The following is an 8,225-nucleotide window of genomic DNA, read 5'->3' on the forward strand; positions in this document are numbered from 1 at the left end:
AGCAATCACAGCTGCAATCCATTCATCTACGCTGCTAACTTGGTCACTAGTCTGGTAAGCTACAGCGCAAATTAATTCCATATCTAACAGTTGCTTTATTTCATTATTTGTCGCAACTGATTTGAGAGTTTTCAGAATATCAGTGGTGATAATACCGTTGCGAATCTGCTTACGAATCAGTGCAAGTTCACCAGCAATGTGAGCAATATCATCGTCGCGGTGGTCATCGTTATAATTTTTATCCCAATCGCCAAGTGCTGCATGATTAATCTGGTATTGTGTAACTAACTTGCTGTAAATCAGGTCTTGGGCAAAGGTTAAATCACCGCTTACTGTGGCAGTCCATAAGTTATCAACTAAATTATCTTCGTACTTCGCAAGCCATTTTCGCAGTGTAGGGCGTTTCTGGTTAGGGCGGTAACTCCAGACGGTTGGCAGCCCCAAAGGATAAACAAATGCTCTAAGTGCCGAACCATAACAACTTTGCAAGTCAATGTCAGCACCTATGCGGCAAACATATTCGCTAGGTCTTTCGTTATTGCAGCGACCGCCTTGAACGATGGCGGAAAAGGCCGCGCTGTCACAGGTAACTCCAGCGAAGTAGTTAACGCTAGCTTGGCTGATGGCTAAATATTTGTATTTGGCTTTGTAGAATTGCTCTAAAAGCTTGTCTTGTCCTGATAAAAGTGCTATCTCTAAACTTTCAAGTGTGCGATAGGTGCTTGTTGCGTGCAGATAAGCTTTCAAGCTGTAGTCATAGTTTGATGCAGATGTGTCGAGCAAGCCAAGCTTTCTCATTGCAAACTGCATTAGCTCTTTGTTAGTTCCTTGGGTGTGCAGCCACTTCAACAAGGTAGCTGCCACTAGTGAACCTGTGGTCATGGGGATATTATCTTCAGTAAAGCAATCCTCAACTGGAATACCTATAATGTCAGCTTGTACCCAGCGAACAAGTTCAACAAAAGCTTTGTAGATTTCGTGCAAATCATCGACATCACCCATCGCGTAGGCTGCAAAGATGGCGGGCATAGCTTCTAGTCCATCTCGCATTCGACTTTTGTAATCATCCATCTCTGATTTCGCCGTCATTTCAAAGCCTACTGATTTCGCTAGTGATTGCAAGCCGCCCGTACCAGACCAACCTTTCATGTCCTTAATGCTTAAGCTATAACTTCTATCGCCGACTTGCAATGTAATTGGTTGGGGAGTGCTAATGTTTCGCTTTTGCTGTACAGCACCTGACAGATACAGCTTTCGTATCTTCTCCCAGCCCATTGAATACTCAAGGTCTTTTGGGGAGTAGAACATTAGCAATCTGATATTCTTGTGCTTTGAATTAACACGCTCTAGAACTATTGAGAGCAAATCGGTTTCGTAGCTCATTGTCAGGAATATCAACTCTATGTTTCTGTCAAGGCAACAGGCTATAAGCGCGGCTTTGCAGTTTGAGCTTACTGACTCCGTTACGAATAGGAATCTGTGGCCTGAAGTACATGAGAATGCGGTTGCAAGCCAGGTTTTGTCTGGCGAGTGCCATTCGGCATCTGTTGCAATTGTTAGACAGATGCGGTCTAATTTTGATAGAATAACCATACATTGTGAAACCTTATAAACTTTGGTTTTCGTAACCGTTTGTGTGTCCAGCACGAGCGGTTATTGTTTTATTCACTAGTTGAATTTCAGCTTGATAACTAATTAAGTTATCAGGTTGCATACCACCTGATGATTTCACCACTGACTTTTATCCTGTATACACAATGTATACATTTGTATAGACCTGACAATTAAAGGAAAGTAGGGATTCATATTCAATGAACCCCTAAAGAACCTCTAAACTTTATGCTGCACAGGCACTCAAAACATTTTCGGTTGGTTCCGAATCATCCTCCCCTGTCACCTGGAGGGGCTGAACAACATATTTTTGCAGTTCAAATTCCTCAACCGTGTCAAATCCAATCTTCCAGTTTCCGCGAGGAACTATCAGTGACGGGATTATTTCAACTGCATATTCCCAAACCGATACATCGTTGTAAAAGCTTTCTGTATAGATGCGTCCAACCACTGAACCTCTCATGGTGTACTGTTTAGTCTCACCATCAAGTGTCCATTCAACCATCTCACCGATTTGAAATATCGGCGCGGGAATGGTCATCAGCTGTACTCTATTCTGAATTTCTGACATGATTGTCTATGCTCCTTTCGTAATCGTTAGCTTTACGGGAGGGGAAGTCGTCACATTTTGGAGGCTGGAATCTCCAATTTGTGGCGCAATATTCGATTAAAGGCATTATACGCCAGTTTTTGAGTCTAGGCCAGCCATCTTTTGGCATGGTCAGCCGTATTTGGCACAACCGTTAAATTGCTGTCTACATTCTTAGACTATGTGTAAACAGACAGACACAGCCAGACACCAGACACCAGACAGTGAAATTCTGTCTACGGCAATCACGGCTTTCTAGACACCGCTTGCGCCGTAAGCTACGGCACAATCACGGCACAACAAGCATTTACGGCAAATTCACGGCAGACACCAGAACGGACACCAGACAGACACGACCAGACACTAGACACCGCCACAGACACTTGCAGACACCACAGACCGCTGACAGAGAAGCGATGCGACACGACGACTTAAACGCTGTTACCTGTATTCATCTGTATACAATCTACAGACAATCAGAATACCAGTTATTCTTCTCACTGTCAACAACTGTATACAAATGTCTGCGAGTAAGAGATAATGTTGTGACAACTGTTTACGGATGTCTGGAGTATGCCTAGTAAAGCATTTTCGTTTCGCTTGCCCGATGCAGCTGTGCAAGCGCTATCCGCATTGCAATTAGAGGATGAAACTCTAAATCAGACAGCACAGCGAGTAATTATGGAGCATCTAGGGGTGTATACAAATTCGTCTACAATTGTAGACAGAAGGCTAGAAGTTGTAGAAGCTGCATTAACAGAAGTGCGATCGCAACTGGAGGAACTGCGGGGAAAATGGAAAGCCCGGTAGCAGAGTCGGACATCAGCACTACCGGGCCACAGAATAATCAAGTCATCGACGACTTACAAAACCAAGTCGGCGGTTTAGAGATTCGACTCAAACAAGCTTTAAAACAAAAGCGAGAGCTAGAGCAACAACTGGCTGACGTTGAGCGTGAAAAGGATATCTTGAGGGATGAAACGGTTATTAAAAGGCAGACTAAACAACTTAGAGAACTAGAGAGTGAAAACCAGCGATTAAGGCTTGAACTACAGATAACTGCAAACTCAGTTGAGCCTGAGAGCGTGCGCGATCGCGAACTGCTGAGTCAAACTGCGGTTCGCACGCTCAAAAAGCTCAAAGTGGGGAAGCAATCAACAGCCGGGAAAGCAATTGACGCTTTTATTAAGGAGTTGCAGCGAGATTAAAACTAGATACTAGAAACGATACTAAATCACAGCCCCAATACCGGAGAAACTTTTCGTGAAACAGTTTCAACGGTTTCATTAATGTTTCAGACTCATTTCACACTGTGAAACGCCATTCCAGTTGCGTGAAACGTGAAACACGAAACGCCAACCAACCACGCTCTTGTGACAGTGACGAGAAAAATTTGAGAGTGAAATTCTAGCCCGTACCCTCTAGGAAAACATTTTTCCTAAATACCAGCTTTCAAACCAAAATCCCACCAGCGGCTTCAAGTAACCGTAAGGCAGGATAGATGAAAGTATTTTGCAATAGCTGAGGATAGGTGCGTTCTGTTTACGACATCTTCACGCCAGATTAAGGTTTGATGCGGCTAGATGATCAAAGAGTAGAAACACAATGTAGGCTAGACCCTATGAAAATAAACCGCTTCAGCAAGGTCGAAATCCAGAAACCCTCAAAAGATAACCTTGCTATTGATTGAAGATTTTGTCAAGCCGAACGAACACTTATTGCATAAATTTTTTATGTCACCACTGACCATTCTCAGGATTGAGAAAGTTAGTGGACTTTATAAGGCGATCACACTTGTTCAACAGCTAGTCGTGCTACCTCCCAACTCTTAAGTTGACATTTCGAGAATCTTGCAAGACGATGCTATAGATATTTTTACTGTCTGTCTATCTGTCTTGATGCAAATACGATCAAAATTACCCAAAATCGGACAGACGGACAGTCTAGACAGAAGTAAACTGAACCCTATAAAGTAAATGGGCATACGTGACAGACCATCAGACAGCACCCAAAAACCTCCAGTTAATTATGGTTAAAAACTATGATAAATGGCAGCCTAAAGCTGATAGAGCTTATTTACAGCAAGAAGCTGTTAAACGATACATACTACTTAAAAAATTGAAACCGTCTGAACTTACTTTAGATGACAAACTCTTTATAGAAAACTTTCAGTCTGCATTGCACTTTTGGGGCTCTGAGAAAATCGACTTCTACATAAAACCGTTTCTTAAGCTGTAAGCCTATGAGCTACACTTATCCTTATATAGTTCGTCCTGTAAGCTTTGCCACAACTGCAACTAGCTCCTCAGGTTCAAAAGGCTTACAAATAACTTCTTGAAATCCGGCATCGAATGCTTTAGTACGGTCTTCTGGATACGCATAACTTGTCAGAGCAACGGCAGGAAGAAACCGCCGTCCTAAAGCTTCAAAATTTCTAATGGTGCGTATTAGCCAATAACCGTCTTTGCCTGGCATACCAATGTCGCTAATTAGAATATCAGGTTTCCACTTTTCTATCGCTTCAATGGCCTCATCCACTGAGATTACCGCCTTGATTTCCGCTTGGTACTCTGACAAAACAAACGTTACAAGACACAGGCAATCGTCATTGTCATCTACCACAAGTACCCGTAAACCATTGAGAAATATAGATTTACTTTGCGGTATTTGTTCTAAAAGCTCTCTGTCTTCTTCTGGAGAAAACTCAGTACAACGTTTTGACATAATAGAAAAACCTCCTACTTGGTGATCACAATTAGGAGTCTTAATAAGCAGATGGTGGGCACCATCTGCTTTTAGACATTTTCATTCCTAAATCAACACTATATTAATTTATAGTCATATCATCCTCAAAATTAGAGTCGCCCTAATCTAGGAAAATAAACTTCAGTTAAGTTGACATCTTAAAGCAAGAAATTTTTACTAGAAAAGACATTTCAGTGTTACTACGGTAGTTAAACAGCTTTAGGATGAATAATATGTAACTGCGAATAGTCTTCTATTTTACAGGCAACTGTCGGTTGCCTGTAACTTATCTTATTTGTTGCAATACGCGCTCTGCTTCTTGCCAAAAGCTCAGGTCTTCTAAGTCTACTTCCCCCACATAAATTGGTGAATACTCAAGCTCACCTAACTGGTTTCGGTTAACTGCCACTCGAAAATTTCACCTCGTTCATCATGGGTAAATACCAGTTATCCAGAGTGTATCTCCAGAGTTGCACGTTTAAATCTAAGGCTATTCTCACCACTTTCTCTTCATTGCTAATTGATGAGTTCAACAGCAATAGGTACAGCTTTGGCTAAGAATTTCTATTCTTGACGCAGCTTTTCATCGAGGAATATTCTGGTTCTGACAGGCTTTGTTGCCAGTTAATTGTTAGCGATTAGTACTAATGCTTTAGCGTCATATTGTGTCCATTTGGCTGGGCTGACTTTGATAATTTATTCAACCTCCTCACATGGGTTATCATCTTTGAGCGCCAATATAGGATTTTTAATCTCGGTCATTAACTAATAATTTTTGCAAGTCGGCGCTGTAATACTTATATATATAGGTTGAAATATTATCTTTTATTTTTGGTTATCTTTGGTTATAGTTGGAATTTTATTTTCAGCAATTGCGTCTACAGTTGTTTGTGACGAAAGTGGTTGAGCCAAATAATTAATCGCCGATTCTAGGTAGTTTAATGTGATTTTCTCTCTTTCTATCTGATGCCGATATTGAGTAAGTCTTTCTGTTAATTGTGGTAACGCGTCAACCAAGGTTGACTCAACTACTGACCGATTATTTAATGTGTCAGCTAGTTGATTACTGTGATTGGTACCGGGGTCTGCTTGCATAACTAGTTAGGCACTCAGCTATTTATTTTTTAACCGGGTTATTCGCTGTAGCTGCGTTAGGCGCTCTGCGCCAAGCAGGTAGGCGGATAACCCGGAACTTCTTGTAAGTTCATTTTCCCCTTGAAAAGACCTGTGAAAAGGGGGTTTGGGGGACACCCCCAACAAGCAAACACGCCGCTTTTGCGGAGCAAAAGGAGCGCGCAGCGCGTTACGGTGTATTGCTTGCCTTACCCACGCGACAGGATAGGGCAAACCATAACCAGGGGGCATCACGAGGAACTGTGAGAGAATCTTCTACCTTAGTCCTTCTAGGCTACACGACTATATTTACTCCTACTTATTACTTTTGCCCCATTACTCTGCTTAGATTTATAGAATCTGACTTTCTTAATCACTTCATCTGTTTCTATGTCTAACCAAGGCCTACAGCAACTCATCTCTAGAGATGTTCGCAGCGAAGTCATCATTAAATTTAGCGGCGCCCTTCCTACTGCAAAACCCGCTCCTAACAACAAAATGGAAATCACCCTCACTGACAACAATGGCGTTAACTTCATTGCTTTCATCAAAGCTAAAACTTGGCGCAAGGCTGAAGCTACAACTGCTCAATTTCCCGAATGGGCTGGCTCTATCTCTGGCAAGCTAGGCCCTCGTCTGAAGAATGCTTTTGAAGTCCTTGACGCTGGTATCCAGATTTTCGAGAAGAAACCGAAACCACCCAAAGATGAAAACTAAACTTTCTCAATCGGGATTCTGCAACAATAAACACTACAACTTACATTCTTTCAGTATACGTATCTTGGGTTTTCGGCAAAAACGTGGGGTCTAATCCTAACCCCGCTTAGGATTGCGATCGCTGAAACCAGTATGGTTGAGGGATTTTACCCCCCCAGCGTCCCCCCCTTTTTTCAAAACTGGGGGGGGACGCTGGGGTTAAACTCAAATTTCTTTCAGTCATTTTGATTTGCGAATGATTGTAGTGAATCTAACACCATTTGTGTATGTACTCTGCTAATACCACCAGTTCTATAGCGCTCGAAAAACTCTATTGGCTGACCAGCAACATGGGTCTTTCGCTCAGAACGTTTCTTAAATTCATTCACACTGTCACAGAAGAAGTGGGTATTGTTGTAACGGGCGGTGCGCGACTCTATTAATTCGTCGCCTGGTTTTATCTCCTTTAGTTCTTGATAACCATTGCTTGTTTGAATCTCAAGCCATTTGTTAATCTTCAGCAGTGATTGATGGTCATAAGTAAGCTCTTGTGGAAATTCATCGCAGCCATAAGCCATGTTGCAGAGCAACTGATAAGTAGGATGTTTGCGAAGAATATCATCACTGTAATCACGAGCGCCACGTATGCGATAGAGAAGATTATTAGATAGACTATTGTCCTGTGAAAGTCGAACAAAACAGTAGTGTGCCTTGTTAATATAAGCTGCAATGGTAAAAGTATTCTCCAGCTTATGTTCAATAGCAAAGGGTAACTCAAGTCCGTATCGTAGCCAAAAAGTTTTGATATGAGTTTTTGCAAGTTGGTCAAGCTGTTTTAATTCATCACCATTTTCTTGAAAAACTTTCTCCCAATCAACACCAGCCAGTGGCTGTAGAATTCGCGTGTAATTCTTCGTGTCAAGCCAAAGTTTGTTATCGCTAAGTAGAGCTAATCCAGGTAGATATGCCTTGTCACGCAGTACAGGTACTTCAGTTAGAGAATACATACCGCCGTCTGTTATTGACTGACGTGTATGCAAACTCTTGTTTAGCATCCAAGCGCCCACCCTGGCACGAGCAGTAATGTTGTTGGCTAAAACTGTATTACCAACTGCAAAGTAAGGTGATGCCAATACACCATAAGTTGTGTTGACAAATAACTTAAGTGCATTCTGTTTTGCATCAGCTTGCAGCTTTTCTTGTTCAGTCGCGTTAGATTTCTTGACTAACTTTAGCTGATTACGTTGATTAACTAAGTTGCCAATGAACCCCTCAAGGGGTAAAGATATCCAAGCTCTAGTGCGATTATCGATAGTGTTATTGTGCAAACCGTCTTTATTTTGCAGACGACCTTTATCAGCAATCACAGCTGCAATCCATTCATCTACGCTGCTAACTTGGTCACTAGTCTGGTAAGCTACAGCGCAAATTAATTCCATATCTAACAGTTGCTTTATTTCATTATTTGTCG

12 protein-coding genes are annotated in these 8,225 nt (G+C 41.9%); 5 read left to right on the forward strand and 7 right to left on the reverse strand.

The annotated features are described in order from the left end of the window. The 3 genes from H6G97_RS39875 to H6G97_RS39880 all read right to left on the reverse strand — a co-directional run. On the reverse strand, nucleotides 1-1,383 hold a 1,383-nt coding region (locus tag H6G97_RS39875; protein WP_190946148.1), incomplete at its 3' end, for a hypothetical protein. Nucleotides 1,384-1,606: 223 nt separating this feature from the next. Continuing rightward, entirely contained in the window at nucleotides 1,607-1,735 is a 129-nt protein-coding gene (locus tag H6G97_RS55070; protein ID WP_277883406.1) for a hypothetical protein, read from the reverse strand. A gap of 102 nt (nucleotides 1,736-1,837) precedes the next feature. Beyond that, entirely contained in the window at nucleotides 1,838-2,182 is a 345-nt protein-coding gene (locus H6G97_RS39880) for a hypothetical protein (protein ID WP_190946149.1), read from the reverse strand. A 242-nt stretch (nucleotides 2,183-2,424) separates the two neighbouring features. On the opposite strand from H6G97_RS39880, the gene H6G97_RS39885 reads away from it, so the two are divergent. The 4 genes from H6G97_RS39885 (at nucleotide 2,425) to H6G97_RS39900 (ending at nucleotide 4,438) form a co-directional block, all read left to right on the forward strand. Further along, nucleotides 2,425-2,781 carry a hypothetical protein gene (locus tag H6G97_RS39885; protein ID WP_190946150.1) on the forward strand — a complete coding sequence of 119 codons (357 nt, stop codon included), beginning with the start codon at nucleotides 2,425-2,427 and terminating at the stop codon, nucleotides 2,779-2,781. Beyond that, on the forward strand, nucleotides 2,774-3,010 hold the full coding sequence (locus tag H6G97_RS39890; RefSeq protein WP_190946151.1) for a hypothetical protein: 237 nt from the start codon (nucleotides 2,774-2,776) through the stop codon (nucleotides 3,008-3,010). The genes H6G97_RS39885 and H6G97_RS39890 overlap by 8 nt, the downstream gene beginning before the upstream one ends. Continuing rightward, nucleotides 2,995-3,408, forward strand: coding sequence for a hypothetical protein (locus tag H6G97_RS39895; protein ID WP_190946152.1), 414 nt, complete (start codon nucleotides 2,995-2,997; stop codon nucleotides 3,406-3,408). The genes H6G97_RS39890 and H6G97_RS39895 overlap by 16 nt, the downstream gene beginning before the upstream one ends. 778 nt (nucleotides 3,409-4,186) lie before the next feature. Beyond that, nucleotides 4,187-4,438, forward strand: a complete 252-nt coding sequence (locus H6G97_RS39900) for a hypothetical protein (protein ID WP_190946153.1) — start codon at nucleotides 4,187-4,189, stop codon at nucleotides 4,436-4,438. Between the two features lie 21 nt (nucleotides 4,439-4,459). On the opposite strand, the gene H6G97_RS39905 is transcribed toward H6G97_RS39900, so the two are convergent. From H6G97_RS39905 to H6G97_RS39910, 3 genes are all read right to left on the reverse strand, one after another. Next, a complete protein-coding gene (locus H6G97_RS39905) occupies nucleotides 4,460-4,924 on the reverse strand; it encodes a response regulator (RefSeq protein ID WP_190946154.1) in 465 nt (154 codons plus the stop codon). A 307-nt stretch (nucleotides 4,925-5,231) separates the two neighbouring features. Next, nucleotides 5,232-5,354, reverse strand: a complete 123-nt coding sequence (locus tag H6G97_RS55075) for a hypothetical protein (protein WP_277883407.1) — start codon at nucleotides 5,352-5,354, stop codon at nucleotides 5,232-5,234. A 416-nt stretch (nucleotides 5,355-5,770) separates the two neighbouring features. Then, on the reverse strand, nucleotides 5,771-6,040 hold the full coding sequence (locus H6G97_RS39910; protein ID WP_190946155.1) for a hypothetical protein: 270 nt from the start codon (nucleotides 6,038-6,040) through the stop codon (nucleotides 5,771-5,773). A gap of 408 nt (nucleotides 6,041-6,448) precedes the next feature. Between H6G97_RS39910 and H6G97_RS39915 the strand changes: the two genes are divergently transcribed. Beyond that, the gene (locus tag H6G97_RS39915) at nucleotides 6,449-6,775 is read left to right on the forward strand and encodes a hypothetical protein (protein WP_190946156.1); all 327 of its coding nucleotides are present in this window, start codon (nucleotides 6,449-6,451) and stop codon (nucleotides 6,773-6,775) included. A 215-nt stretch (nucleotides 6,776-6,990) separates the two neighbouring features. Here H6G97_RS39915 and H6G97_RS39920 read toward each other — a convergent pair. After that, nucleotides 6,991-8,225, reverse strand: a 1,235-nt coding sequence (locus tag H6G97_RS39920; protein WP_206759150.1) for a DNA polymerase domain-containing protein, incomplete at its 5' end; no start/stop codon positions are given.

The sequence above is a fragment of the Nostoc flagelliforme FACHB-838 genome, assembly GCF_014698065.1.
GTDB classification, from domain to species: domain Bacteria; phylum Cyanobacteriota; class Cyanobacteriia; order Cyanobacteriales; family Nostocaceae; genus Nostoc; species Nostoc flagelliforme_B.